This window comes from Rhizobium sp. C1 (assembly GCF_021026335.1).
Taxonomy (GTDB): domain Bacteria; phylum Pseudomonadota; class Alphaproteobacteria; order Rhizobiales; family Rhizobiaceae; genus Ensifer_A.
The window spans coordinates 398533-422478 of record NZ_JAJNCY010000002.1; the positions used below are offsets into that span (position 1 = coordinate 398533).

Genomic DNA, 23946 nt, shown 5'->3' on the forward strand with positions numbered 1-23946 from the left:
CGATTATGGTTAACCAACCGTTGCGTCTGCACGTCCGGCGCGCATATTTAGCGCTTCGAGCGATCGTTAGGCCCCGCCGATCTCTTCGAGCTCGGTCGACAGCGCCAGCCACTCTTCTTCGCTGGCCTCCAGCTTCTTCTGCGCATTCGCTCGGGCGGTTGTCAGATCCGCAGCCCGGTTCGGGTTCTTCGTATAGATCTCCGGATCGGAAAGCTCGGTATCGATGCCCTGAATCAATCTCTCAATGCGATCGATCAAGCTCTGGATTTCATCGATCTTTTTCTTCAGCGCAATCGGATTGGAGCGCTTCTGCGCCGCCGGCTTGTCGGCCTGAGCAGCGGTGACGCTGCCGCTCTCCTTCTTCTGCGACGCCTTGCCGGCAGAGACGACGAGATCGCGATATTCTTCCAGATCGCCCTCGAAGACCTTCACCGTGCCATCGCGCACCAGCCACAGCCGGTCCACTGTCGCCTCGATGAGGTGGCGGTCGTGCGAGATGAGGATGACGGCGCCGGTATAGTCGTTCAGCGCCTCGATGAGCGCGCGGCGGCTGTCGATGTCGAGATGGTTCGTCGGTTCGTCGAGGATGAGCAGGTTCGGCGCATGGAAGGCCGAAAGGCCCATGAGAAGCCGCGCCTTCTCGCCACCGGAGAGATCCTTCGCCGCCGTGTCCATCTTCTCGGTCGGCAGGCCCATCTGCGCGACGCGCGAACGGACCTTGGCCTCCGGCTCCAGCGGCATCAGCTTGCGCACATGATCGACGGCGCTCTGTTCCGGCACGAGATCGTCGAGCTGGTGCTGGGCGAAGAAGCCGATCTTCAGGTTCGGTGCCAGCGTCACGCGTCCGGCCTCCGCCTTCAGGCGGCCGGAAATGAACTTCGCGAACGTGGATTTACCATTGCCGTTCGAGCCGAGCAGCGCGATGCGATCGTCGGTGTCGATGCGCAGGTTGAGGTTTTTCAGGATCGGCTTGCCGGGTTCGTAGCCGACCGCGCCTTTCTCCACATGCACGATGGGCGAGGCGGCTTCCTTCTCCGGATCGGGGAACTTGAAGCCGGCCACATGCTCGTGCACGACGGCTGCGACCGTTCCCATCCGCTCCAGCGCCTTGACGCGGCTCTGTGCCTGCTTGGCCTTCGTTGCCTTGGCCTTGAACCGGTCGATGAAGCTTTGCAGATGCTTGCGCGCCGCCTCGTTCTTGGCCCGCGCCTTCATCTGCAGCTCGTCGGCCTCCGCCTTCTGCCGCTCGAACTGGTCATAGGAACCGCGATAGAAGGTCAGCTTCTTCTGGTCGAGATGCACGATCGAGTTGACCGCCGAGTTCAAAAGATCGCGGTCGTGGCTGATGATGATCACGGTATGCGGATAGCGCTTGATATAGTCCTCGAGCCAGAGTGTACCTTCGAGGTCGAGATAGTTGGTCGGTTCGTCGAGGAGCAGCAGGTCAGGCTCGGAAAAGAGCACGGCCGCCAGCGCCACGCGCATCCGCCAGCCGCCGGAGAAACTTTTCGCCGGCCGCTTCTGCGCCTCGTCATCAAAACCGAGACCGGCCAGAATGGAGGCCGCGCGGGCTTCCGCCGAATAGGCGTCAATGTCGGCAAGTCGCACCTGGATTTCGGCGATGCGATGCGGATCGGTCGCCGTTTCCGCCTCCTTCAGAAGCGCCGCGCGCTCCTTGTCCGCCGCCATGACGATCTCGATCAGCGCGTCATCCGTCCCCGGCGCTTCCTGCGCCACCTGTCCGATCCGCGCGCCTTTAGGATAATTGACCGTGCCGGCCTCGGGCGACATGTCGCCGGTGATGATCTTGAACAGCGTGGATTTCCCCGCGCCATTACGCCCCACAAGACCCGCCTTGAACCCGGAAGGCAAGGTGAGCGATGCATCGTCAATGAGAAGGCGCCCGGCAATGCGGGCCGTGAGACCGGAAATCGTGATCATGATGGCGGGTTTAATGGCCGACGTTGGCGGTGATGGCAAGGGGGATGGGCGTTGAAGAGCGGACAAAAGCGGGTAACGTCGTCAGGTGAAGGCACGAGTCGGTGCTGGATCGCGAACGGGGACATTCATGGACATCTACGCACTCGGCGCGGCCGTCATCGCAGGCTTTGTCTACGGTATCACGCCGGGACCCGGCGTGCTTGCCGTCTTTGGCATTGGCGCGGATCAGGGCAGGCGGTCTGCGGCGGCGTTTCTGACCGGGCATCTGGCGGGTGATGTCGTGTGGTCGACGCTGGCGCTGGTTTCCATTGTCGGGGCAACCGTCATCGGTTCGATCTTCTTTGACATTCTGGGCCTGATCAGTGGGGCCTATCTCTTCTGGCTCGGCTGGCGCGCCGTCACAGTCAAGCGCCGCTCGCAGGAAGACGTGAGCGCCGCGCGCATCCGCCGCCCCATCCTTCACGGGCTGACTTTCGGCCTCACCAATCCGAAATCATATCCTGTCGCCGTGGCCACGCTCACCGCGCTGCTCTCCGCCAAGGCGGGCCTGCTCACCTTCGCAATGCTCCCGGCGCTGGTCGCTGCAACCTTTGTCGGTGGCCTCTTCGCCTATGTGATCCTCATCGGCATCGTCGGCATGTCCGCCATCCGCCGGCTTTATCGCCGGCATGAACTCTGGGTGACGCGCCTCAGCGGCATCATGTTCATCGGTTTCGCCGTCCACGCCATCATGCATGCCGCACCCGGCCTGATGAACCCGCGCAAGGCCTGAGGCGAACTCGTCCACTCTTGAACAGTTCGGAAATCCGGTGCATGTTGTCGCCAACATACCGGGTAGTATGTTCTGGAGGAGCCGCGCATGTCCCTGATCGTCGATCGCCGCAATATCGATTTCCTGCTTTACGAATTCCTGGAGGTCGAAAAGCTGTTCGAGACGGAACGCTATGGCGCGCATGACCGCGCCGGCGTGACGGCAATGCTGGACAGCGCGGAGGCGATTGCCGAAAAGCACTTCCAGCCGATTGCCGCGAAGCTCGATGCCAATGAGCCGAAGGCCGTCGATGGCAAGGTCGAGATCATCCCCGGCGTTAAGGAGGCGCTGGAGGCTTTTGCAGAGGCGGGCTTCTTCGCCACCGTCTTCGACGAGGCGGATGGCGGGCTGCAATTGCCGATGTCCGTGCATCTCCTGGCCGCCGGCATCTTCCAGGTCGCCAACCAGCCCATTGCCAACTATGCCTTTCTGACCATCGGCAATGCGAACATGCTGCGCGCCTTCGGAACGGAAGAGCAGATCGCGCGCTACATGCCGCCGATGCTGGAGGGCCGCTGGTTCGGCACCATGTGCCTTTCAGAACCGCAGGCCGGCTCATCGCTGTCCGACATCACCTGCAAGGCAGAGCCGTTGGGCGACGGCACCTATCGGCTCTCCGGTTCCAAGATGTGGATCTCCGGCGGCGATCATGAACTGTCGGAAAACATCGTGCACATGGTGCTTGCCAAAATCCCCGGCGGCCCGGCGGGCGTGAAGGGCATCTCGCTCTTCCTCGTGCCGAAAATCCGTGTGAACGAGGACGGCAGCCTCGGCGGCTCCAACCATATTGGCCTCGGCGGGCTGAACCACAAGATGGGCCAGCGCGGCACGACCAATTGCCTGCTCAACTTCTCCGATGGCGGCGACACGATCGGTACGCTGGTCGGCGCAGAGGGGCAGGGGTTGGCTTGCATGTTCCACATGATGAACGAAGCCCGTCTCGGCGTCGGCCACACGGCCGTTATGGCGGGGCTCGGCGGCTATCTCTTCTCGCTCAACTACGCGCGTGAACGCCTGCAGGGTCGGCATCCGCAGGACAAGAACCCGGTCTCGCCGCAGGTGCCGATCATCCAGCACGCCGACATCCGCCGCATGTTGCTGGCCCAGAAGGCCGCTGTCGAAGGCGCGATGGCGCTCACCGCCTATTGCGCACATCTGACCGATCTGGAGAAGGTCGAAGCAGATGCCGACAAGCGGGCAAACCTGCATCTTCTCCTCGAAATACTAACCCCCGTCGCCAAGAGCTGGCCGTCGGAGCACTGCCTGGAAGCCAACAAATGGGCGATCCAGATCCTAGGCGGCTATGGCTATACCCGCGATTTCCCCGTCGAGCGCTACTATCGCGACAACCGCCTGAACCATATCCACGAAGGAACCTACGGCATTCAGGCGCTCGACCTTCTCGGCCGCAAGGTGCGGATGAAGGACGGCGCGGCACTGAAAGTCTTGCTCGGCGAAGTCACAGTGACGGCGAAGGCCGCAGCGTGCACGGAGTTGGCCGAAGAAGCCAAGGCTCTGCAAGCCGCCATCGGCGCGCTCGGCGCAGCACTTCAGGCCGTCGGGGCGGCCAGCGACGCCAATCGTGGCCTCGCCAACGCCACGCTCTTCCTCAATTCCTTCGGTCATGTCGTTATTGCCTGGCTTTGGCTGAGGCAGGCGCTGATTGCTCAAAAGGCTTTGGAAGGTAAAAAAGACGAGGGCTCCGAGACGATCTTCTATCGCGGCAAGCTCGGCGCCTGCCGTTACTTCTTCCGCTATGAATTGCCGAAGGTCCATGCCGAGCTGGCGCTTGTCGCATCGCTGGATACGACCTGCCTGGAGTTTGCCAGTGAGGACTTCGGCGCACTTTAAAATGTCGCACCTGTTCATTGCTGATCAGATGACTTTGGAAAACCTTGCCGTATCGCCGTGAATGTAAGGAATAACCTGCGCGGTCGCTTGACGCCCCCCGCATGAGCCGATACATCGGCCATCAGTGTGTTATTTTATAACATTACATGTTGATGGAAACACAAGGAGGTCCAGAACAATGGCATCGAGGCTTATCAAATTTGTGGGCATGGCGGCTTTGGCAGCAGGCGTGCTTTGCGCTCCGCAATTCATGGCGTCCGGCGCTGTGAATGCGGCTGAAAAGGCCCATACCCACGACCACGGCTCGGACAAGGTCTACAAGGGCTATTTCGAGGATGCTGATATCAAGGATCGCACGCTTGCCGATTGGCAGGGGGATTGGCAGTCTCTTTACCCGCTGCTGAAGGATGGCACGCTCGACAAGTTCCTGGAGCACAAGGCCAAGTCCGGCGACAAGACAGTCGACCAGTATCGCGAATATTACACCAAGGGCTACGCAACCGATGTGGACCGCATCGTGATTGCCGGCGACAAGGTGACGTTCTATCGCGCTGGCAAGCTGACAGAGGCCACCTATGCCGACGATGGCCGCGAGACACTGGCCTACAAGAAGGGCAATCGCGGCGTTCGCTATATCTTTAAGAAGACGTCAGGCGATGCCTCCATGCCGCAATATATCCAGTTCAGCGACCATCGCATCGCGCCGGAAAAGTCGGGCCATTATCATCTCTTCTGGGGCAATGATCGCGCCGCCACGCTTGCCGAGCTGAACAATTGGCCGACCTATTATCCCGCTGACCTGAGCCGCGAGGATGTCCTGCATGAGATGATGGAACATTGAGACGCGAAGCCTTGCGGCTTGAGCTGTCATCCAAGCCGCAATCCTGACCGCATTCAGCAATCGGGATATCTGCCTTGCTGAAGGTCGGGCGCAACGGTCTTCGTTGCGCCCGATTGCGTCAGATAAAGGCTCTGCATTCCTCCGTGCGCAGATAGTAGATGAGGTCCAGCGCCAGCGACGGCTTGCCGAGCGTGGTCAGGATCGTATGCGCCTGTCCGCGATGGTGGGTCTGGTGGTTGAAGATATGCGCCAGCGCCGGGCTGAGTTTCTGCGTGACCGATTTCGACGAGGTCACGGGCGTGTAGGTGAAATCAGTCTTGAGTGCGTCTTCGCTCAAAGTCCCCACCCAGCGGATGATCCGCTCGTCTTCTTCCTTTCGGGCCGCATGCAATGCCTCGAATTCGGCGAAGAGGTTTTCATTCAGGCGGGTCGGCAAAGATCCTTCGCCGCTGAACCGATGCAGCCAGATGCGGTCTGCGACCAGCAGATGGTTCAGCGTCGCCATCAATGAGCCGAAGAAGGCGCCGGTCGGCTGGTTGAATTCTTCGCGGGTCAGCTTTGCAGCCTCTGCATAGAGTGTTGCGTTGGCCCATCGATTGTAGTGCGCGAACATATTGAAATGTTGTAGCATTCCGGTTCCTCCCATTCGAATTTTGATCCTGATCCAAAGTGGCGACCGTGTCACCCCTCGTTGCGATGACAATTGATGATTGGACGATCATCGCTTCTTATTGGCAAAACAGAACAATATGCCCCTGGAGTGAAACATGCCCATGATCCTTTACGGCCTTTGTGGTGAAGATCCGTCCGTCCATTTCTCGCCTCACGTCTGGAAGGTGATCATGGCGCTGCGCCACAAGGGGCTTGACTATGAGTTGCGCCCGGTGCCGTTCACGGAGGTTCCCAAGCTGGAGGATGGATTTTCACCGACCGTTCCGATCCTGCGCGACGGCGACACGCTTGTGCGCGACAGTTTCGACATCGCTCTCTATCTCGAAAAGACCTATCCGGATTTACCAAGCCTCTTTTGCGGCGAGGGCGGTCAGGCCATGGCCCGCTTTGTCGAGGGTTTCAGCCAGACGGTGCTGCATCCGGCCATTACGAAGATCGCGGTGGCAGACATCCACAATCTGCTCGCTCCAACGGATCGCGTCTATTTCCGCAAGACGCGCGAGGCTCGGCTGAGCCAGACATTGGAAGAACTCGCGTCCAACCGCTTTACCGAAGCGGCCGAGTTTCCCCGCAAGCTGGAGCCCATCCGCCATACGCTGAAATTCCAGCCGTGGCTTGGCGGAGAAGGCCCTCTGTTTGCGGACTACATCCTCTTCGGCGCCTTCCAGTGGGCGCGGGTCACGTCTTCGATCGATATTCTGAAAACCGATGACCCGGTCCGTGCCTGGTTCGAGCGTTGTCTTGATCTCCATGGCGGTATTGGCAGAAGCGTCAGGGCCGCTGCCTGATAACCTTCCTGAACGCGTTCATTGCGTCCCCCCTTGTTTTGAGGCCGGAAGGCGGCTATTGAGCGGCCCAAATTCCCCATAAAACCCAAGGAATAAAAGACATGGCAATTGAACGTACCTTCTCGATGATCAAGCCGGACGCCACCAAGCGCAACCTGACCGGCGCCATCACCAAGATGCTCGAAGATGCCGGCCTGCGCGTCGTCGCCTCCAAGCGCGTCTGGATGAGCAAGCGCCAGGCTGAAGGCTTCTACGCCGTTCACAAGGACCGCCCCTTTTTCGGCGAACTGGTTGAAGGCATGACCTCGGGCCCGACCGTCGTTCAGGTTCTCGAAGGCGAAAACGCTATCCTGAAGAACCGCGAAGTCATGGGCGCCACCAACCCGGCCAACGCTGCCGAAGGCACGATCCGCAAGGTTCATGCTCTCTCGATCGGCGAAAACTCGGTTCACGGCTCGGATGCTCCGGAAACCGCTGCCGAAGAAATCGCCTACTGGTTCTCGGGCACCGAAATCGTCGGCTGATTGCCGGATTTCAGAGTCTGATTTCTTGAAACGCCGCGGCCTGCCCGCGGCGTTTTCGCGTTCAGGCCTTTGGGCAGTCCGTATCCGGGCTGAAATCCGGGACGCCGCCCTTGACGAAAACCTTCGGGTTCGGGTCGTAGGCCGGTCCGACCACGATGGAATTTTTTGGCAGGATGGTTTGGTCGAGCGAAGAAATCACCGTCGTTTCGATCGTCTGTATTTTCTTTGCGTCGGGTCCGAACAGGCTGACGGCTACCTTGTAGGGTCGGTCCTTCACCACACAGCGCAGCGGCGGACTTTCCAGCACCAGCTTCTCCCAGAAAGGAAAGATTTTCTGCGTGACCTTCAGCGGCGCGCCGCCGGTCGGATTTTCGAAGCTTGCCTCGACATAGCTGCCATCCGGGATCTTGCCCTGAAAGTCGAAGGCGAGATTATAGGTCGCTTTGGAGATCCGGTAGTTGAAGATAAACAGCTTGCCGCTCAGCTTCAGGGGCTCTGTTTCATCGCCCCTCTGGCAAGCGGTGAGCATCAGCGCCGCAATGAGCGGCACAACCCGAAGCGTTTTCATGATGCATCCTTCCCCTGTTTTTTCCTCTGGTAATGCAGGCGCGCCTTCACGCGGTTGCCGCAGACAGCCATGTCGCACCAAGCACGGCTCTTGTTCTTGCTGCGGTCGAGAAACAGCCATTCGCAATTGGGGCAGATCTTCAGCGCGCCGGCGCGCGAAGGCGAAATCAACCTGAGTGCGGACAGGGCGGTCTCGAAATCGAGATCGCCAGCCTCAGCAACTCTGAGCGCCTGTGCGATCTGATCTAGAAGATCCGCAAGCAACAGGGACGATGGCGTACCACCGGCTTCTGCGCGGAAGTGCCGGTCAATGGCTTCACGCAACCTGATGAGCCCGTCGGCCCGATCGGCCGGCACGGCCTTGAGCGGTCCATCCCGGTCCTCGGCGCAGAGCCGCGTGGCAGCGTCCGGAAAAGCTGCAAGATTGCCGGGATCAGCAAAGCGATCGATGGAGCGCGCGGGGTCGAAGCGTAAAATGACGCTGTTGGCGACATCGAGCGCAAGTGCGCCGCCGGAGAAGCGATGAGGGGTCCACGAAAAGGTCATGCTCAATTATAACTGGTAAAAATAGTTTTGCTAGTTATAATGTTGCGGCAGAGGAGGGAGGTCGGGTGTGGCGTATATTTTACAGCAGGCCGTCAACAGCGTGCCGGTGGCGGCGCTTTATGCCTTGCTTGCCTTTGCTTATTCGCTTGCTTTCGCCGTCACACGCCGGGCCGACATCACCATCGGCGCGCTTTTCGCCTTTTCGGGCCAGATCTTCGCGCTGTTCTTCTACATCGCGTGGCAGCGCTACTGGTTGATCCTTGAGCTCTGCATCGTGATCGGCGCTGCCGCCGCCTTCCTCTATACGACGCTCGCGGCCACGGTCGTTGGCCGCTATGTCCTGCAGCCGCTGACACGGTCCGAACCGCATGCGGTGATCGTCGGCGGCTTCGCGGTGATGATCGTCCTCATGGAAACGGCGCGGCTGGCCTCGCAAACGCGCTCGATCTGGCTGCCGCCGCTCCTGAAGACGCCGGTCACGCTTCTTTCGATCGACGGATATGCCGTCACGCTCACACAAATGCAGCTGGTGAACGTCGCCGTGATGCTCTGTGCCCTCGCACTTCTGGCGGTCTTGCTGGCGCGGGCCGCCTGGGGGCGGCGGTGGAAGGCGGTGCGCGACGATCCGCTGGCCGCCGAACTTCTGGGTGTGGACAGCAGGTCTGTTTTCATCCAGGCCTATGTTGGCGCTGCGCTGATAGCGACCTTTGCGGGGCTCCTCATGACCGCCTATTACGGCACGATGGATTTCGGGGCGGGCCTGATGTTCGGCCTCAAGGTCATCATGCTGGGCGCGCTCGGTGGCTATGCCTCGCCGCTAAAATCGGCCGCTGGCGGGGCGATCCTGGGGCTTTCCGAAACGATGTGGACCGCATTCGGGCCGCTGGCGCTCAGAGATATCGTGATATTCTCGGCGCTGGTCTACATTCTCGTCATGACGCGGCCGGAGCAACAGAACGCCGAACTCAACAGCTAGAAGTCAGCCGCCTTTGAGACAAGGCGACCTTTGCTGGAATTTGTACCGGTCGATGTTTGCAGGGTGCAAGGCCTTTGCGATGTGCTACTCTGGTGCCTGCGACGAGCGGGAATAGAGGAGGCATTCATGCTCGAAACAGCGCTTCTGGAGGATGGCCAAGGCAAGCCGCTGTTGAGCGGCAAGCTGAACGATTCGCGAGAGTGGTCTGCGGTCAACGCGTTCTGCAATCGCACTTACATGCCGCTTTCGACGCGTCCGCTGACGCGCGGCATGGACCCGAACGCGACGATGCGCATGCTGAAGATCGGGCGGATCACTTTCAGCCGGTTCTGCTTCGGCACCCCGACACGGGCCGATGATTTCGATCCGACTTCGGGCAATATCATTGTCGTCAACACGCTGCGTGGGACAGTGCGCCACCCGCTATTGGGCAACGATGCCTTCGACAGCCGGCCCGGAGACAGCTATGTGGTCGATTGCAGCCGGACCGACTATTGGAACATAGCCGACGGCCACGATCTGCAGCTCAATCTCACCATTCCGCATAAGCTGATGGAGGAGACTGCCGCGCGTTGGTATGGCTTTGTGCCTGGGGATGACCTCTGGAAGAAGCGTTTGGTCTTCGGCGTCGGGCATTCCGCCTGGCTTTCGCTGCTCGACTATGCCACGCGCTCGCTCGACGCGCGTCATGACGCGGTCCCCAATCCGCTGATCGAGCGCCGTATCGAGGAGACGATCTGCCTCGAGCTGCTTCGCAACTGGGCCGACAGCGCCGGCATGCATCTGGAGTCCGGCGCCCGGTCCGCCGCGCCCTATTATGTCCGCGAAGCCGAACGGCTGATGACGGAACATGCCGCCGAAGCCCTCAGCATTCTTGAGATTGCCGAAAGGATCGGCGTCAGCGCCCGCTCGCTTTCGGAAGGCTTCAAGCGCTTTCGTGGACAGACGCCGCATGCATATCATACGCGGCAACGCCTGCGGTCGCTGCGTGACGCATTGCTATGTGCTGCGCCGGGCGAGACCGTAACCTCGATCGCCCGTGCCCGGGGTTTCATCAATCTCGGCGTTCTCGCTGCCGCTTATCGCAAGCAGTTCGACGAAAGCCCGGCAGAGACCTTGCGGAATAGGCCGACATTGCTCTGACGCGGCCAGCCACGAAGGTGAGACTTCGTGTGTCATCGCTATGATGGCGCCATCAGTTTCCGCGCTGCAGCATTAAATGGTTCCGTTTTGGAGAGCGGTTTTCCCAAACCGAATGTGGCCTTGGCATTCGGCTGTAGGCGCTCCTTGCGGCGCGGCGTTATTTCTTTCCCTGCCAACATACGTGACGGAGCCGCCGAGGTTTCGTCACCACGATGCCAACAGGCAAGGAGGAGAAGCACCATGAAAGCGCTCGTATATCAGGGTCCCGGCAAGAAAGAATGGATCGAGAGAGAAAAGCCCGCGATACAGAAGCCGACTGATGTCATCGTCAAGGTCATGAAGACGACCATCTGCGGAACCGATCTGCACATCCTGAAAGGAGACGTTCCGACCGTGGACGTGGGACGCATCCTCGGACATGAAGGTGTCGGTATCGTCGAGGAGGTCGGCTCCGCCATTCGCAATTTCAAGAAGGGTGACCCGGTCCTCATTTCCTGCATCACGTCCTGCGGCTCCTGTCCGAACTGCAAGCGTCAGCTCTACGCGCATTGCGACGATGGCGGCTGGATTCTCGGACACCGGATCGATGGCACCCAGGCCGAATATGTCCGCATTCCCCACGGCGACAATTCGCTCTATCCGATTCCGGAAGGCGCCGACGAAGAGGCGCTGGTCATGCTGTCCGATATCCTGCCCACAGGGCTCGAGATCGGCGTTCAGTCCGGTGGCGTCAAGCCGGGCGACACGATCGCCATCATCGGCGCCGGTCCGGTCGGGATGTCCGCACTCCTGACGGCACAATTCTATTCTCCAAGCCGTATCATCATGATCGACATGGATCCGGCTCGACTGGCGTTGGCGCGCCAGTTTGGCGCGACCGACACGGTTCAGGTCGGTGCCGAGGATGCCGCCGCATCGGTCATGCAAATGACCGGCGGGAAGGGCGTCGATGTGGCGATCGAGGCCGTGGGCGTCCCGTCAACTTTCGACATCTGCCAGAAAATCGTCATGCCGGGCGGCAAGATCGCCAATGTCGGTGTGCACGGAAAGCCCGTTGATCTGCACATCGAGGATCTCTGGATCAAGAACATCAATATCTCGATGGGGCTCGTCTGCACCAGCACGACGCCGATGCTGCTCAAGACCGTACAGGCTGGCAAGGTCGATCCGAAAAAGCTGATCACCCACCGTTTCGGGCTGGACGAAATCCTCGACGCCTATGAGGTTTTCGGCAATGCCGCTCGGGAAAAGGCAATGAAGGTGATCATAGCGGCCTGATGAGAATAAGCCGCCCAAGGCTGCCCCGGATGAGGCTTGTCCTTGTCCGGGGCTCGAAAAGGCCCTGATCCGTCACACTGTCTCAGGCAGCCGCCAGTCGATTTCGGTCATGCCCTGGTCCCGCAGGAAGGCATTGGCCTTGGAGAACGGCTTGCTGCCGAAGAAGCCGTTATGGGCCGAGAGCGGCGAGGGGTGAGGGGACTTGATGACGAGGTGACGCTTGGCATCCACGAAGGCCGCCTTCTTCTGCGCATAGGAGCCCCAGAGGATGAAGACAACGGGATGCGGCAGTTCGTTGACCTGCCGGATGACGGCGTCGGTAAACTTCTCCCAGCCCTGTCCCTGATGGGAAGCCGCCTGTCCGCGCTCGACCGTCAGCACGCTGTTCAGCAACAGCACACCCTGCTTTGCCCAGCTTTCGAGAAATCCGTGGCGTGGCGGCACGATGCCGAGATCGCTTTCCATTTCCTTGTAGATATTGACGAGCGAGGGAGGGATTCGTACCCCCGGCAGAACTGAGAAGCAAAGGCCATGGGCCTGCCCGTCGCCGTGATACGGGTCCTGTCCGAGGATCACGACCTTCACCTTGTCGAGCGGCGTCAGATCCAGCGCCCGGAAATATTCGGACCCCTTCGGGAAAATCCATTTCCCGGCTTCCTTCTCGGTCTTCAGGAAGTCCTTCAACTGCGCCATATAGGCGCTGGCGAATTCGCCGGCGAGCGCCGCTTTCCAGCTTTCCTCCAGCCGTACGCCCTCGCTCATTCCTTCCCCCATTTGTCGCGCGCCGAATCGTCCTCGTCCTTGGCGGCAACCCAAGCGCCATGCGAACCGTCCGCGTTGTGTTCCTTTTTCCAGAAGGGCGCGGCCGTCTTGAGGAAATCCATGACATAGTTGGCGCCATCAAACGCCGCCTGCCGGTGCGAAGACGTTGCGCTGACGAGCACGATCCGCTCGCCCGGCATGATCTTGCCGTAGCGGTGGATGACGGAAAGCCCGATGAGCAAGAAGCGGCCGACAGCATCCTCTGCGATGCGCTGCAGTTCAGCCTCGGCCATACCGGGATAGTGTTCGAGTTCGAGAGCCGAAAGTCTGCCGCCCTCGTCGCGGCAGAAGCCGGTAAACTGCACCAGCGCACCAACGCCCGGCCGCCCGTCCGTCAGGCGCGCGGCCTCCACCGCCGGATCGAAATCCTCATGCTGGACGGCGATGTGCAGCGTCAGCGACATGAGGCTCAGCCTCCGGTCATCGGCGGGAAAATGCCGATCTCGCGGACACCCGCGATCTTTTCGGAATGATGCGCATGTTCCTGATTGAGCGCCACGCGGACCGCCTCGGGAAATTTCAGCGCCTCGTCATACTCTTCGCCGAGCGTCTTGAGATAAGTGAGCAGGTCGGCAACGGTCGTGACCTCGGCGGGTAGATCCAGCTCTTCCTCGCCCTTGCCGATTTTCTCGCGCACCCAGGCGAAATAGACGATCTTGACCATCATTCCTCATCCACCACATGCTTGAGGCCGGCGCGAAAATAATCGTAGCCGGTGTAGATCGTGATCAGCGCCGCGGCCCATAGAAGAACGATGCCGACGAGCGTCGTGTGCGGAACATAGGAATCGCCGGCCGGACCCACAATCAGAAAACCGATCGCCACCATCTGGATTGTCGTCTTCCACTTGGCGATTCGCGTCACCGGTACGGAAACTTTCAGCGCAGCCAGATATTCGCGCAGGCCAGAGACCAGGATTTCGCGGCAGAGAATGATGATGGCAGCCCACAGAGACCAGCCCGCAATCGTTCCATCGGCGGCCATCAGCAGCAGGATCGAGGAGACGAGCAGCTTGTCGGCGATCGGGTCGAGCATGCGGCCGATATTCGACGTCTGTTTCCAGATGCGCGCGAGATAGCCGTCGAAAAAGTCGGTGATCGAGGCGGCGGCAAACAGCCAGAACGCGACCCAGCGCGCGAGATCGGTCGCATGCAGATGCCCTTCGATGAAGAAACACAGCACGATCAGCGGGACCGTGATGATCCGGGCATAGGTGAGCAGATTGGGAATGTTGTAGGCGCGGGATGCCATGGTCGCGTTGAGCCTGTTCAGTTTGTCGGCATAAGAGAGGCCCTCGCGACTCAAAGGTCAACGCCGGGCCCGGCTTATCTCATGAAATATTAGTGAAATCGGAGCGTTCCGTGGCAGGCGCGACAAAAATAAGTTGAGCCGCGCCAGAACCCGGGCTCCGTCAGCCCGGGCCGTCGTGAAAGTGATTGTAGACGAGGCGGGCGACCGATTCGGAAATCCCTTCCACCGTCATCAGATCCGAAATTCCCGCCCGCGACACCGCTTTCGCGGTTCCGAAATGCTGGAGCAGGGCGCGCTTGCGCTGCGGCCCGATGCCGGCAATCTCGTCCAGCGGGTTCTTCACCATCTCCTTCTTGCGCCGGGCGCGGTGCGAGCCGATGGCGAATCGGTGCGCCTCGTCACGCAGACGCTGAATGAAATAGAGAACCGGATCGCGCGGCGGCAGCGAAAAGTCCGGTCGCCCCAAAGCAAAGAAACGCTCGCGTCCCGCGTCACGATCGACGCCCTTGGCCACGCCGATGGCGGTGACGGCATTGGTGATGCCGAGTTCCTCAAGGATAGCGCGCACAGCCGTCATCTGTCCCTGGCCCCCGTCGATCAGGATGACGTCGGGCCATGCCGGAAAACCGCGATCCGCCGCATCCGCATCTGCGCTTGGCGGCTGCGTCCGGTCGGGAACGCCTTCCTCCTTGATCAGCCGCGAGAAGCGACGCGTCATCACCTCGCGCATCATGCCGAAGTCGTCGCCGGGCGTGATCTCCTCCGACTTGATATTGAATTTGCGGTACTGGTTCTTCACGAAGCCTTCCGGTCCGGCCACCACCATGCCGCCGACCGCATTCGTGCCCATAATATGCGAGTTGTCGTAGATCTCGATCCGCGTCGGCACGTAAGGCAGCTGGAAGGTCTCCGCGAAGCCTTTCAGCAGACGCGCCTGCGACGAAGTCTCCGCGAGCTTGCGGCCATGCGCCTCGCGGGCATTGGCCAGAACATGGTCGATCAGGTCGCGCTTCTCGCCGCGCTTCGGCGCGAGGATTTCCACCTTGCGACCCGTCTTCTCGCTGAGCGCCTCGGAGAGAAGCTCGACTTCCTCGACGTCTTCCGAAAGCAGGATCTGCCGCGGGCAGGGCTTGTCGTCGTAGAACTGGGCAAGGAAGGCGTTGAGCACTTCCGCGCTGGTGAGTGCCGCATCGGCGCGCGGGAAATAGGCGCGGTTGCCCCAGTTCTGCCCCGTGCGGAAGAAGAAGACCTGAATGCAGGTAAGCCCGCCTTCGTGATGGATGGCAAACGCATCCGCATCCTCGACACTCGCCGGATTGATCCCTTGATGGCTCTGCACATGCGAGAGACCCGCGAGCCGATCGCGCAGGACGGCGGCGCGTTCGAAGTCGAGGTCTTCAGCTGCCTGAGCCATGGCCGAGGCGATGTGATCCTTCACAGCCTTGCTCTTGCCGGACAGAAAGTCGCGCGCCTCAGAAACCAGCTCGGCATAGTCCGCCGTGCTGATCTCGCCCGTGCAGGGGCCGGAACAGCGCTTGATCTGGTAGAGAAGACAGGGGCGCGTCCGCCCCTCATAGGCGCTGTCTGTGCAGGTGCGCAGAAGAAAGGCGCGCTGCAGCGAATTGATCGTGCTGGAAACAGCGACAGCCGAGGCAAACGGCCCGAAATAGTCGCCCTTGCGGGCGCGGGCGCCGCGATGCTTGTAAATCGCGGGGGCAGGGTGATCGCCGGTGAGCAGGATATAAGGAAACGACTTGTCGTCCCGCAGCAGTACGTTAAAGCGGGGCCGCAAGCGCTTGATGAGATTCGCTTCCAGGAGAAGCGCCTCGGTCTCCGTCCGCGTCGTGACGAATTCCATCGCGGTCGTCGCCGCCACCATATGGGCGATACGATTCGAATGAACGCGCCCCTGGGCATAATTCCCGACGCGCTTTTTCAGCGACCGGGCCTTGCCGACATAAAGCACATCGCCCTTCGCGTCGAACATGCGGTAGACGCCGGGGCTGTTCGGCAGCTGCTTCACATATTCGCCAATGAGCTCGGCGCCCGTCAGCCCGGTGGCGGCGGCCAGATTTTCCGACCACTCGATGGCAGGCGCCGAACCGGCTTCCGCCACATCTGGCAGATCGTCCTCATCGTCTTCCGGCGTCTCACCATAGAGAACGCCGCCGTCTTCCTGCTTGCCGCTGCTCATTCTGCCTTACCGAATCATCATTCCACGGGAGTCCGCTATTCTAGCGCTCCGCCGACACGTTTGCGGCATTATATAGGGATCACTCCGCCAGTCCTGCCACATCCGGCGTTTCCCACGCCAGATGCTGGCCGCCATCCAGCGCGATCATCTGCCCGGTGACGGAGGGCGCGCCGTGGAAATAGGCGATGGTACGGGCGAATTCGGAGAGATCCGGCCCCTTGCCCAGAAGCAGCGCGCTGGTCTGCTTCTCGAAGTCCGCCTGCGTCTGACGCGTATTGGGTAGCGTTGGCCCGGGTCCGATGGCGTTCACGCGAATCCGTGGCGCCAGCGACATCGCCATGGTCTTGGTCGCCATCAGCATGGCAGCCTTGGAAAGCATGTAGGAATAGTAATTGGGCGTTGGAGCCCAGACGCGCTGATCGATGATGTTGACGATCAGGCCCTTTTCCTGGACCCCCAGAAGCCGGCCAAATTCGCCGGCTAGAATCGATGGCGCGCGAACATGCACGTCGAAATGGCTGTCCCAGGTCTCCCGCTCGAAATCCGTCACCCAGTCGGGCTGGAACACCGAGGCGTTGTTGACGATCACGCCAAGCCCGCCAAGCCGCTGGTTCGCCTGCCGTATCAGGTTCAGCGTTGCCTCCTCGCTGCGCAGGTCGGCCTGCAATGCGACGGCGTCAATGCCAGAATCACGCAAGGAATGCGCAAAGCTTTCCGCCTCGTCCAGAGAGGAATTGGCATGCACGGCGATGGAAAAGCCCAAATTCGCAAGTCCGTCACAAATGGCGCGACCGATGCGTCTCGCTCCACCGGTCACGAGCGCCGACTTCTTTGGCAATACATGGTCAGACACGATTGTCAGCTCCGTTTTCGCGTTTGCTCAAGTTATAGTCCAAATGAGAGCGTGTAAAATCTGGAATGCACATTAACGCTTTATTAAAGAATTCGTCGCTGATTTGGACGAAAGAGTAAACATAGTTATAATAGACCGGCATTATTGTACCAATATATGACTGGATTTTGGGTTATGGTTAACGAATTGCCTGTGATAAATCGACAACATCACGTTTCCGACTTCTTTTTGACACAACAATTTCACAATGTAGCTCTTGGAAATCCTCATTTGGATATCAATTTCAGTCTCAACCGGAGAGGGATCAAACCGGAATTTTCGGACTGCCCACATGAATGATCACGGGCAGGCCGTAGTGAAAAGGAGAATGTTATGCGTAAAATGATCATCGCTCTTGTGGCTTCGGCTGCTTCCATCGCTTCGGTATCGGCCGCTTATGCAGCTGACGCCATTGACTCGGTACCGCAGGCTCCGTCCGCACCGGTTTCCGCTCCTGTCGTGGGCAACTGGGCTGGCGGCTACGTCGGCGGTTACGGCTCCTGGAACTGGGGCCCGATCAAGAACTCTGGTTATGCCAACGCTTTCGGCCTCGGTGCATATGGCGGCTACAACTTCCAGGACGGCCAGCTGGTATACGGCGCTGAAGGCAACCTGGATTGGAACGGCGCACAGCGCACGACCAACGGCATTAAGACCGAAACCGGCATCAACGGCGCGCTGCGCGGCCGTCTCGGCGTCGACATGAACCCCTTCCTGCTGTACGGCGCAGCTGGTATCGCTGCTGGCAGCGTCAAGGTTTCTGACGGCAACGGCAACTCCGACACGCGCGGCGTTATCGGCTGGACCGCTGGCGTCGGCGCAGAAACGAAGGTTACCGACAACGTGACGGCTCGCGTCGAATACGACTACACGTCGTTCGGCAACCGTACCTACGTTCTCGGCGGCACCAACGTTTCGCGCGGTTACGACCAGAACAGCGTCAAGGTCGGTATCGGCTACAAGTTCTGATCCGCTTCAATCGAGCGTATCAACGGAAAGGCCCGGCTTGCGCCGGGCCTTTTCTCGTTTGGAATGATGTCACGTCATCGTGGTATCGCGCCGGCAAATACCTCCAAGCCTCATTGCGGCTTGAACTCCGCAAAGGCCGGGAACCGGGCTTCGAATTCGGCTATGAAAGCGCGATGACCCGGCCACAGCGTTTCCCACTGCCCGGCAAAGCGCAGGCCGAGATAGCCGGCAAGCGCGGCCAGCGCGATGTGGCCTCCCGTCAGGCCATTCCCCAACGAAACCGGATTGGCCTCGAGAAAGGCTAGGCCGCGTACGACTTTGGACCATTGCCTGTCGAGCCAGGGCTGATGGATCTTCTCCTCCGTCCGGTAGCGCCGCTCATAAACATGCGCAATCAGGCTGTCCGTGATGCCGTCGGCGAGCGCTTCCAGGACTTCTGCCTCGGTGCGCGCGGCCGGATCGGCCGGATAGAGCTTGCCGCCGCTTTCCCGGTCGAGAAAATGCATGATGGCGCGGCTGTCGAAGATCGCCGAGCCATCCTCGCGCAACAGCACGGGGATCTTGCCCAGCGGATTGTTGTCAACCAGCCGCGCCGGCTCCTCGTCTGTCTTAACGAGTTCGCTCTCGACCGGAAGCCCGGAAAGCCTTGCGGCCATGCGAACCTTGGCAGAGTAGGGGGAGGCGGGAGAGTAGAGAACCTTCATCAGCGCACCGGAGGAATATTGACGGATTTCAGGGGGCAGGCGTCGGCATCGACTTCGGCACAATCGCGGAATTGCAGGTCCTTGGTCATGCAGATGCGGACTTCCTGCAGCATCTTGGACGCGCAGGAGACCGCAATGCCCTTCGGGCTCATGCCGGGATTGGCGGCGAGAAACGCCTTTTCGATGTCACCCGGATCCGCACTCTTGCCTTGATCAAGCTTCGCGAGCGAAGGCGGGATCGTGATCTTGTTATAGGCACTGCGGACCGTCTGCAGATAATCGGCCTGCTTGAGGCCGGAGCATGTCCCGTGCTTGCGCCATTCATGGCCGATCAGCCCCATCGAGGGGATGATATCCAGATAGCGTTTGCCCAGATTGTCGGGCACACGATCCGATTCGCGTGTCGCGCAGAATTCCGGATAGCCGCTTTCATTCTGCGGCCACAGCCCGTGAACGATGAAGCCGAAATCCTTCGACGGATCGCATTGCATGGTCTTCTGCCCCTGCGGATGCGTGGCGCACCATGAAGGCGACCACGACAGCGACAGGACATAGAAGTCGAAGCCCTGCTTCTGCTGGTCGCCGGCGCTGGCTGCCGGACCTGCGGTCAAAAGAAAGCCCGCAGACAGAAGCGTGGCGGAGAACAGGCCAGCGAAGGCGGCAGACACGTTTTTTCGCATGGCGGTCACCGCACCGACCGGCATTCGCGGCCGTCCACATACCAGGGATCGAGGCCCGAAATGCAGAAGCGGACACGGTCACCCAGTCCGGCAAAGCCCATGCCGCTCTCGATCATGTACCAGAGGTCGCGGCGATGCCCGTCATTCATGTCCACCTTGGCGTGGCAATAGACGCGCTGGATCGGTTGGGTCTCGTTCCGATAATCGACATGCGTATTCGACACCCTGTCGAAGCCGGTAATGTCGAGATCGGTTTGCAGGTAGCGTCTCGCCTTGTCATCGAAACGGTGGTCGATGAAGGAAAGCACGCTTCCATCGGTGCAATCCGTGGTCCCTGCATAAGCGGCGCCACCGGAAAGCAAAGCGCCCGCCAGCGCAAGGGTTGCGAAGGCCGTCGAAAGTTTCTTCATAGGCTTCCCCCAGGAGATCTGAACATTTCAGGCTTGGGAGAATGGGCAAGTTGGCCGGAGTTTGCAAGTGACGATCCCGCGACAGAGCCGGTAGACCGGGAAACAGAAGAGACCGGCTTTGTTACCCTTCGCCCCGCAGCCAGATATTGCGCGTCGAAGCAAAACGATCCTGCGCCAGCAGCGTCTTCAGAACGGGCAGAACCGCTTTCAGTTCGTCATGCAGGGTATAGGGCGGATTGACGATGATGAGACCCGAGCCGCTGAGGCCGGTCGTCTCCCGGTCGCTGCGAACCGACAATTCAGCGCAGAGCATCTTCGGGATTTCGGCTTCCTTCAGCGCCTCATGGAAATCCTTGATCGGTGCGCCTTTCTTGAGCGGATACCAGAGGCAATAGGTTCCGCCCGGAAAGCGGCGATAGGCTTTGATGAGACCATCGACCAGCCGCTCATATTCGCCCTCGATTTCGAAGGGTGGATCCACCAGAACGATGCCCCGCTTCTCCTTCGGCGGCATATGTGCGCCCAGCGAAAGCCAGCCATCCAGCTCTGTAACGCGGACATGATAGTCGCCCGCAAAGAGGTCGCGGAGCGTCTCGCAGTCCGCCGGATGCAGTTCCATGGCGGAAAGACGATCCTGCTCACGCATCAGCATGCGCGTCAGTTTTGGCGAGCCGGGATAAAGCTTTACGCCGCCTTCCGGATTCAACGCGCGAACCGCATCGAGATAGGGCGCGAGCAGGGCTGCGACATCGTCCGCCAGTTCAGCCGAGATCAGCTTGCCGATCCCGTCCTGCCATTCGCCGGTCTTTTGCGCCTCGGTGGAAGATAGGTCATAGAGGCCGATCCCCGCATGCGTGTCGATGACGCGAAAGGCCTTGTCCTTCTGCTGAAGATAAACGATCAGCCGCGCCAGAACGGCGTGCTTGAGGACATCTGCGAAATTGCCCGCGTGATAGATGTGCCGGTAATTCATTCCGCGCCCCGATCGCTGTCATGAAAACATGTCATGGCCGGCTTTTTCGTCTTCCGGCGCATTTTCGCTTAGCCTATACCTGTGAGCCATGAACATTGCGACCCCCGATCTCACCCGCCCGCGCAAAGGCTTCTCGGCCTGCCCGCACGACTGTCCGTCCACCTGCGCGCTGGAAATCGACATCGGCGCGGACGGGCGCATCGGGCGCGTGCACGGCGCCAAGGCGAACGACTACACCGACGGCGTGATCTGCGCCAAGGTCGCCCGCTATGCCGAACGGCTTTATCATCCTGACCGGCTGCTCAAGCCGATGAAACGCAAGGGCGCGAAGGGGGCGGGGCGCTGGACGGACATCTCCTGGGACGACGCGCTCAATGAGATCGCCGAAGCCTTCGTGAAGGCGGAAGCGGCCCATGGGTCAGAGGCCGTCTGGCCCTATTTCTATGCCGGTACGATGGGCCTCGTGCAGCGCGATTCCATCGAGCGGCTGCGCCATGCCAAGCGCTATTCCGGCTTCTTCGGCACGATCTGCGTCAACCCGGCCTGGACCGGCGTGATGATGGGGCTAGGCCGTCTCTCCGGCGTCGATCCGCGCGAGATGGCGAAATCCGATTGCGTGGTCATCTGGGGTACGAATGCGGTCTCGACGCAGGTCAACGTGATGACCCACGCGATCAAGGCGCGCAAGGAGCGCGGCGCGAAGATCGTCGCCATCGACGTGTATGACACGCCGACGATGAAGCAGGCCGACGTCAAGCTCATCCTCAAGCCCGGCACGGACGCGGCACTCGCCTGCGCCGCCATGCATGTCGCCTTCCGCGACGGCTATGCCGACCGTGCTTATCTGACAAAATACACCGACGATCCGGCAGGGCTGGAAGCGCACCTTGCCACGCGCACACCGCAATGGGCAGCGGAGATCACCGGCCTCACGGTCGAACAGATCGAGGAATTTGCCCGCCTTGTCGGGACCACCAAGCGCAGCTTCTTCCGCCTTGGTTATGGCTTCACCCGCAGCCGCAACGGCACGGTCTCGATGCATGCGGCATTGTCGCTGCCGACGGTGCTCGGTTCCTGGCAACATGAAGGCGGTGGCGCCTTACATACCAATGCCGATATTTTCGGGATGACGACCGCGCTGATCACGGGTATCAGCTATGCAGACTCGTCGGTGCGTGTGCTGGACCAGTCGCAGATCGGCCGGGTGCTGACAGGCGATGCCGAAGCCTTGTGCAACGGCCCGCCGGTGACGGCCATGCTGATCCAGAACACCAACCCGATGAACATCGCGCCCGAGCAGCGACTCGTCCGCCGGGGCTTTGCCCGCGAAGATCTGTTCGTCGCGATCCATGAGCAGTTCCTGACGGAGACGGCCGAGATGGCCGATATCGTGCTTCCCGCCACCATGTTCGTGGAACATGACGACATCTATCGCGGCGGCGGCCAGAGCCATATCCTGTTGGGGCCGAAAATTGTTGAACCGCCGAAAACGGTGCGCACCAATCTCTTCGTCATCGAAGAGCTCGCCAAACGCCTCGGCGTCGCCGACAAGGCGGGATTCGGCATGTGCGAGAGAGAACTGATCGCAACGGTGCTTCGCCCGGGCGAACTCGAGCAGCTGGATGGTGAAAAGTGGATCGACCGCAAGCTCCCCTTCGAGGAGGCCCATTTCCTCAATGGATTCGGCCATGCCGACGGCAAGTTCCATTTCCGTCCAGACTGGACGGGGCAGAAGGCGAGTACGCGTCCGCCGGAAAATGTCGGCGTCCTCGGCCCGGCATCACAGCTCCCGGAATTCCCCGACTATTGTCCGGTAATCGAAGAGGCGGATGAGACGCATCCCTTCCGGCTCGCGACATCCCCCGCCCGCAACTTCCTCAACTCGTCCTTCGCCGAAACGAAGACCTCGCGTGAGAAGGAAGGCCGGCCGGAGGTGATGATCAATCCGGCGGATGCCGCCCGTCTCGGCATCGCAAGCGGCGAGATCGTGCGCATGGGCAATAGCCGCGGCGATCTGCGCCTTCATGCCCGTGTCACCGCGGAAGCGCGGACTGGCGTCCTGATCGCGGAAGGCCTCTGGCCCAACAAAGCGCATCTGGACGGGGAGGGTATCAACGTGCTGACAGGGGCCGACTGTGTCGCGCCCTACGGCGGCGCAGGTCTTCACGACAACAAGGTATGGCTGGCAAAAGCATGACGTTTTTCAAGAAAGCAGGCGCGCGCATCATTCGAAACACGCATGCCTTCAAGGGCTGGAACGATCTTTACGATCTGACGATCGAATACACAAACTCGAGCGGCGAGACTGTAGAGCTTGCGCGTGAAGTGGTCGATCATGGTTCTGCGGCCGCGATCCTGCTTTACGATGCTGTGCGGGATGTCGTCGTGCTCGTGCGCCAGTTCCGCACTGCCACCTTCTATGTCGGTCGCGATCCCTTCGTACTGGAGGCTGCTGCCGGTCTGCTCGATGAGGACAAGCCGGAAGAGGCCGTGCGGCGCGAGGCCTTCGAGGAGACCGGCTACCGCGTAGAGAAGGTGTTTCCGCTCTTTTCGATGTTCGGCTCGCCCGGATCTCTGGCGGAAGAGGTTCATCTCTTCGTGGGATTGATCGACACAACCGCTCGCGAAGCCGCCGGCGGTGGCCTTGCCGACGAACACGAGGACATCGAGGTGGTGGAACTGCCTCTGGAGCGCGCCTTCGCCATGATCGGCGAAGGCCTGATCTTCGATGCCAAGACGATTATCCTACTGCAGTGGGCGGTGATGAACCGGACCAGGCTGCAAGCCGGTTGATCAGTGCTGGCCCATCCGGCCGACCGCGAGGCGTGACACCACGCGCTCGACGCCCTCGACCGATTGTGCCACCTCGCGCGCCTTGTCTATCTGCCGCTGGTCGGGCGCCGATCCGCTCAGATGGACGACCCCGCTCTGCGCGGCAACCGCAATGTCGAGCGAATGCACATCGGGCGTCGCCGCCAGCGTTCCGGCAACTTTCGTCTCCAGCAGCGCATCCTTGGTCTTCTGGATATGGGTGTGTTCCGGCAAGCCGCCGGAGGTAATCGGAGGTTCGTGAACCATGGCCGTCTCCTTCCGTTTTCGGATCGAACGAAAAC

At 60.5% G+C, this 23946-nt stretch carries 26 protein-coding genes; 11 read left to right on the forward strand and 15 right to left on the reverse strand.

Going from position 1 to position 23946, the window contains the following annotated elements; all coding sequences use genetic code 11:
- Window positions 1–66: 66 nt before the first annotated feature.
- Complete coding sequence (locus tag LQK83_RS07475) at window positions 67–1941, reverse strand: ABC-F family ATP-binding cassette domain-containing protein (RefSeq protein WP_230836734.1); 1875 nt, start codon at window positions 1939–1941, stop codon at window positions 67–69.
- Window positions 1942–2068: 127 nt separating this feature from the next.
- Between LQK83_RS07475 and LQK83_RS07480 the strand changes: the two genes are divergently transcribed.
- The 3 genes from LQK83_RS07480 to LQK83_RS07490 all read left to right on the forward strand — a co-directional run bounded on the left by LQK83_RS07480 (window position 2069) and on the right by LQK83_RS07490 (window position 5444).
- The gene (locus LQK83_RS07480) at window positions 2069–2713 is read left to right on the forward strand and encodes a LysE family translocator (protein ID WP_230836735.1); all 645 of its coding nucleotides are present in this window, start codon (window positions 2069–2071) and stop codon (window positions 2711–2713) included.
- An 87-nt stretch (window positions 2714–2800) separates the two neighbouring features.
- On the forward strand, window positions 2801–4603 hold the full coding sequence (locus tag LQK83_RS07485) for an acyl-CoA dehydrogenase (RefSeq protein ID WP_230836736.1): 1803 nt from the start codon (window positions 2801–2803) through the stop codon (window positions 4601–4603).
- 178 nt (window positions 4604–4781) lie between these two features.
- Window positions 4782–5444: a ZinT family metal-binding protein gene (locus tag LQK83_RS07490; protein WP_230836737.1), complete on the forward strand. Its 663-nt coding sequence runs from the start codon at window positions 4782–4784 to the stop codon at window positions 5442–5444.
- A 118-nt stretch (window positions 5445–5562) separates the two neighbouring features.
- Here LQK83_RS07490 and LQK83_RS07495 read toward each other — a convergent pair whose 3' ends face one another.
- The gene (locus LQK83_RS07495; RefSeq protein ID WP_230836738.1) at window positions 5563–6075 is read right to left on the reverse strand and encodes a DinB family protein; all 513 of its coding nucleotides are present in this window, start codon (window positions 6073–6075) and stop codon (window positions 5563–5565) included.
- 136 nt (window positions 6076–6211) lie between these two features.
- On the opposite strand from LQK83_RS07495, the gene LQK83_RS07500 reads away from it, so the two are divergent.
- The gene (locus LQK83_RS07500) at window positions 6212–6904 is read left to right on the forward strand and encodes a glutathione S-transferase family protein (protein ID WP_230836739.1); all 693 of its coding nucleotides are present in this window, start codon (window positions 6212–6214) and stop codon (window positions 6902–6904) included.
- 101 nt (window positions 6905–7005) lie between these two features.
- Window positions 7006–7428: a nucleoside-diphosphate kinase gene (gene ndk / locus LQK83_RS07505; protein WP_109858063.1), complete on the forward strand. Its 423-nt coding sequence runs from the start codon at window positions 7006–7008 to the stop codon at window positions 7426–7428.
- Window positions 7429–7489: 61 nt separating this feature from the next.
- On the opposite strand, the gene LQK83_RS07510 is transcribed toward ndk, so the two are convergent.
- Both LQK83_RS07510 and LQK83_RS07515 read right to left on the reverse strand, forming a co-directional pair.
- Window positions 7490–7996: a hypothetical protein gene (locus LQK83_RS07510; protein WP_230836740.1), complete on the reverse strand. Its 507-nt coding sequence runs from the start codon at window positions 7994–7996 to the stop codon at window positions 7490–7492.
- A complete protein-coding gene (locus tag LQK83_RS07515) occupies window positions 7993–8541 on the reverse strand; it encodes a CGNR zinc finger domain-containing protein (RefSeq protein WP_230836741.1) in 549 nt (182 codons plus the stop codon). The genes LQK83_RS07510 and LQK83_RS07515 overlap by 4 nt, the downstream gene beginning before the upstream one ends.
- Before the next feature lie 67 nt (window positions 8542–8608).
- Between LQK83_RS07515 and LQK83_RS07520 the strand changes: the two genes are divergently transcribed.
- The 3 genes from LQK83_RS07520 to LQK83_RS07530 all read left to right on the forward strand — a co-directional run bounded on the left by LQK83_RS07520 (window position 8609) and on the right by LQK83_RS07530 (window position 11938).
- Window positions 8609–9517 (forward strand): branched-chain amino acid ABC transporter permease, encoded by a 909-nt coding sequence (locus LQK83_RS07520; protein WP_230836742.1) that lies wholly within the window; start codon window positions 8609–8611, stop codon window positions 9515–9517.
- Window positions 9518–9643: 126 nt separating this feature from the next.
- Window positions 9644–10660 carry an AraC family transcriptional regulator gene (locus LQK83_RS07525; RefSeq protein ID WP_230836743.1) on the forward strand — a complete coding sequence of 339 codons (1017 nt, stop codon included), beginning with the start codon at window positions 9644–9646 and terminating at the stop codon, window positions 10658–10660.
- 240 nt (window positions 10661–10900) lie between these two features.
- Window positions 10901–11938 (forward strand): zinc-dependent alcohol dehydrogenase family protein, encoded by a 1038-nt coding sequence (locus LQK83_RS07530; RefSeq protein WP_230836744.1) that lies wholly within the window; start codon window positions 10901–10903, stop codon window positions 11936–11938.
- 72 nt (window positions 11939–12010) lie between these two features.
- Here LQK83_RS07530 and ung read toward each other — a convergent pair whose 3' ends face one another.
- The 6 genes from ung to LQK83_RS07560 form a co-directional block, all read right to left on the reverse strand.
- Complete coding sequence (ung, locus tag LQK83_RS07535; RefSeq protein WP_230836745.1) at window positions 12011–12700, reverse strand: uracil-DNA glycosylase; 690 nt, start codon at window positions 12698–12700, stop codon at window positions 12011–12013.
- Window positions 12697–13164, reverse strand: coding sequence for a molybdenum cofactor biosynthesis protein MoaE (locus LQK83_RS07540; RefSeq protein ID WP_230836746.1), 468 nt, complete (start codon window positions 13162–13164; stop codon window positions 12697–12699). The genes ung and LQK83_RS07540 overlap by 4 nt, the downstream gene beginning before the upstream one ends.
- Window positions 13165–13169: 5 nt before the next feature.
- Complete coding sequence (gene moaD / locus LQK83_RS07545) at window positions 13170–13424, reverse strand: molybdopterin converting factor subunit 1 (RefSeq protein WP_230836934.1); 255 nt, start codon at window positions 13422–13424, stop codon at window positions 13170–13172.
- A complete protein-coding gene (pgsA, locus tag LQK83_RS07550) occupies window positions 13424–14011 on the reverse strand; it encodes a CDP-diacylglycerol--glycerol-3-phosphate 3-phosphatidyltransferase (protein ID WP_230836747.1) in 588 nt (195 codons plus the stop codon). The genes moaD and pgsA overlap by 1 nt, the downstream gene beginning before the upstream one ends.
- Window positions 14012–14171: 160 nt before the next feature.
- Complete coding sequence (uvrC, locus tag LQK83_RS07555; RefSeq protein ID WP_230836749.1) at window positions 14172–16205, reverse strand: excinuclease ABC subunit UvrC; 2034 nt, start codon at window positions 16203–16205, stop codon at window positions 14172–14174.
- A 79-nt stretch (window positions 16206–16284) separates the two neighbouring features.
- Window positions 16285–17058 carry an SDR family oxidoreductase gene (locus LQK83_RS07560; protein ID WP_230836750.1) on the reverse strand — a complete coding sequence of 258 codons (774 nt, stop codon included), beginning with the start codon at window positions 17056–17058 and terminating at the stop codon, window positions 16285–16287.
- Between the two features lie 372 nt (window positions 17059–17430).
- Between LQK83_RS07560 and LQK83_RS07565 the strand changes: the two genes are divergently transcribed.
- On the forward strand, window positions 17431–18066 hold the full coding sequence (locus LQK83_RS07565) for an outer membrane protein (protein ID WP_230836751.1): 636 nt from the start codon (window positions 17431–17433) through the stop codon (window positions 18064–18066).
- A gap of 110 nt (window positions 18067–18176) precedes the next feature.
- Here the strand turns inward: LQK83_RS07565 and LQK83_RS07570 are convergent, their stop codons facing one another.
- From LQK83_RS07570 to LQK83_RS07585, 4 genes are all read right to left on the reverse strand, one after another.
- Window positions 18177–18770, reverse strand: a complete 594-nt coding sequence (locus tag LQK83_RS07570) for a glutathione S-transferase (protein WP_230836752.1) — start codon at window positions 18768–18770, stop codon at window positions 18177–18179.
- Window positions 18770–19450, reverse strand: coding sequence for a ribonuclease T2 family protein (locus LQK83_RS07575; protein WP_442966722.1), 681 nt, complete (start codon window positions 19448–19450; stop codon window positions 18770–18772). Before LQK83_RS07575 ends, LQK83_RS07570 begins: the two co-directional genes overlap by 1 nt.
- Before the next feature lie 5 nt (window positions 19451–19455).
- The gene (locus LQK83_RS07580; protein ID WP_230836754.1) at window positions 19456–19860 is read right to left on the reverse strand and encodes a hypothetical protein; all 405 of its coding nucleotides are present in this window, start codon (window positions 19858–19860) and stop codon (window positions 19456–19458) included.
- Between the two features lie 121 nt (window positions 19861–19981).
- A complete protein-coding gene (locus tag LQK83_RS07585; RefSeq protein WP_230836755.1) occupies window positions 19982–20833 on the reverse strand; it encodes a 23S rRNA (adenine(2030)-N(6))-methyltransferase RlmJ in 852 nt (283 codons plus the stop codon).
- A gap of 88 nt (window positions 20834–20921) precedes the next feature.
- On the opposite strand from LQK83_RS07585, the gene LQK83_RS07590 reads away from it, so the two are divergent.
- The gene (locus tag LQK83_RS07590; protein WP_230836756.1) at window positions 20922–23030 is read left to right on the forward strand and encodes a molybdopterin-containing oxidoreductase family protein; all 2109 of its coding nucleotides are present in this window, start codon (window positions 20922–20924) and stop codon (window positions 23028–23030) included.
- Window positions 23027–23626 (forward strand): NUDIX domain-containing protein, encoded by a 600-nt coding sequence (locus tag LQK83_RS07595; RefSeq protein ID WP_230836758.1) that lies wholly within the window; start codon window positions 23027–23029, stop codon window positions 23624–23626. The genes LQK83_RS07590 and LQK83_RS07595 overlap by 4 nt, the downstream gene beginning before the upstream one ends.
- Here LQK83_RS07595 and LQK83_RS07600 read toward each other — a convergent pair whose 3' ends face one another.
- Complete coding sequence (locus LQK83_RS07600) at window positions 23627–23911, reverse strand: BON domain-containing protein (RefSeq protein ID WP_230836759.1); 285 nt, start codon at window positions 23909–23911, stop codon at window positions 23627–23629.
- Between the last annotated feature and the right edge of the window lie 35 nt (window positions 23912–23946).

Excerpts from the sequence above, each read along its gene's own strand:
- LQK83_RS07475 (WP_230836734.1), bottom strand. The coding sequence starts at position 1,941 with ATGATCACGATTTCCGGTCTCACGGCCCGCATTGCCGGGCGCCTTCTC.
- LQK83_RS07480 (WP_230836735.1), top strand. The coding sequence starts at position 2,069 with ATGGACATCTACGCACTCGGCGCGGCCGTCATCGCAGGCTTTGTCTAC.
- LQK83_RS07485 (WP_230836736.1), top strand. The coding sequence starts at position 2,801 with ATGTCCCTGATCGTCGATCGCCGCAATATCGATTTCCTGCTTTACGAA.
- LQK83_RS07490 (WP_230836737.1), top strand. The coding sequence starts at position 4,782 with ATGGCATCGAGGCTTATCAAATTTGTGGGCATGGCGGCTTTGGCAGCA.
- LQK83_RS07495 (WP_230836738.1), bottom strand. The coding sequence starts at position 6,075 with ATGCTACAACATTTCAATATGTTCGCGCACTACAATCGATGGGCCAAC.
- LQK83_RS07500 (WP_230836739.1), top strand. The coding sequence starts at position 6,212 with ATGCCCATGATCCTTTACGGCCTTTGTGGTGAAGATCCGTCCGTCCAT.
- ndk (WP_109858063.1), top strand. The coding sequence starts at position 7,006 with ATGGCAATTGAACGTACCTTCTCGATGATCAAGCCGGACGCCACCAAG.
- LQK83_RS07510 (WP_230836740.1), bottom strand. The coding sequence starts at position 7,996 with ATGAAAACGCTTCGGGTTGTGCCGCTCATTGCGGCGCTGATGCTCACC.
- LQK83_RS07515 (WP_230836741.1), bottom strand. The coding sequence starts at position 8,541 with ATGACCTTTTCGTGGACCCCTCATCGCTTCTCCGGCGGCGCACTTGCG.
- LQK83_RS07525 (WP_230836743.1), top strand. The coding sequence starts at position 9,644 with ATGCTCGAAACAGCGCTTCTGGAGGATGGCCAAGGCAAGCCGCTGTTG.
- LQK83_RS07530 (WP_230836744.1), top strand. The coding sequence starts at position 10,901 with ATGAAAGCGCTCGTATATCAGGGTCCCGGCAAGAAAGAATGGATCGAG.
- ung (WP_230836745.1), bottom strand. The coding sequence starts at position 12,700 with ATGAGCGAGGGCGTACGGCTGGAGGAAAGCTGGAAAGCGGCGCTCGCC.
- LQK83_RS07540 (WP_230836746.1), bottom strand. The coding sequence starts at position 13,164 with ATGTCGCTGACGCTGCACATCGCCGTCCAGCATGAGGATTTCGATCCG.
- moaD (WP_230836934.1), bottom strand. The coding sequence starts at position 13,424 with ATGGTCAAGATCGTCTATTTCGCCTGGGTGCGCGAGAAAATCGGCAAG.
- pgsA (WP_230836747.1), bottom strand. The coding sequence starts at position 14,011 with ATGGCATCCCGCGCCTACAACATTCCCAATCTGCTCACCTATGCCCGG.
- uvrC (WP_230836749.1), bottom strand. The coding sequence starts at position 16,205 with ATGAGCAGCGGCAAGCAGGAAGACGGCGGCGTTCTCTATGGTGAGACG.
- LQK83_RS07565 (WP_230836751.1), top strand. The coding sequence starts at position 17,431 with ATGCGTAAAATGATCATCGCTCTTGTGGCTTCGGCTGCTTCCATCGCT.
- LQK83_RS07570 (WP_230836752.1), bottom strand. The coding sequence starts at position 18,770 with ATGAAGGTTCTCTACTCTCCCGCCTCCCCCTACTCTGCCAAGGTTCGC.
- LQK83_RS07575 (WP_442966722.1), bottom strand. The coding sequence starts at position 19,450 with ATGCGAAAAAACGTGTCTGCCGCCTTCGCTGGCCTGTTCTCCGCCACG.
- LQK83_RS07580 (WP_230836754.1), bottom strand. The coding sequence starts at position 19,860 with ATGAAGAAACTTTCGACGGCCTTCGCAACCCTTGCGCTGGCGGGCGCT.
- LQK83_RS07585 (WP_230836755.1), bottom strand. The coding sequence starts at position 20,833 with ATGAATTACCGGCACATCTATCACGCGGGCAATTTCGCAGATGTCCTC.
- LQK83_RS07590 (WP_230836756.1), top strand. The coding sequence starts at position 20,922 with ATGAACATTGCGACCCCCGATCTCACCCGCCCGCGCAAAGGCTTCTCG.
- LQK83_RS07595 (WP_230836758.1), top strand. The coding sequence starts at position 23,027 with ATGACGTTTTTCAAGAAAGCAGGCGCGCGCATCATTCGAAACACGCAT.
- LQK83_RS07600 (WP_230836759.1), bottom strand. The coding sequence starts at position 23,911 with ATGGTTCACGAACCTCCGATTACCTCCGGCGGCTTGCCGGAACACACC.